At 71.8% G+C, this 461-nt stretch carries 1 pseudogene; it reads right to left on the bottom strand.

The features are described 5' to 3' along the window. Nucleotides 1-152, bottom strand: a pseudogene (locus ACZ7KX_RS23705) (ABC transporter ATP-binding protein); the annotation flags it as partial. Between the last annotated feature and the right edge of the window lie 309 nt (nt 153-461).

The following is a 461-nucleotide window of genomic DNA, read 5'->3' as shown; positions in this document are numbered from 1 at the left end:
CCCATGATGGCGGTGAACTCGCCCTGGGGGAAGGTCACGCTGACGTCGTCGAGGGCGACGACGCGGGTCTCCCCCTCCCCGTAGACCTTGTTCAGGCCGGTGGCGCGGGCGGCCGCCAGGCCGGTGCGGACGGCGGTTGCGGGGAACGTCACGTGGACTCACTCCTGGGATGAAAAAACGGAAAATCGGACTCCAGTCCATCCTCCCAAGGCGTTCTTGTGCGACGTGTATGCCGAGCGGACGGTCGGCCCCCGCCGACCCGGCGGGGTGGCGGGGGCCCTCTCCTCCTCTGGTATGACCCTGACCCCTCAGGGGCGGGGCCGCGGCCGGAAGCTCTAGGCCGTCCCGGCCGGGCGTTCCGGCCGTCCCGGCCGGGGCGGGGGCCGGGGCCGGGGCGGGGCGGGGCGATACTCCCCCACGACCCCAAAAGACGTTTCCAGAACCACCCGAACGTTTCTCCC

This window comes from Kitasatospora sp. NPDC038210 (genome assembly GCF_055600605.1).
Note: the sequence above shows the minus strand (reverse complement) of the source record. Positions and strands in the feature narration are given on the sequence as shown.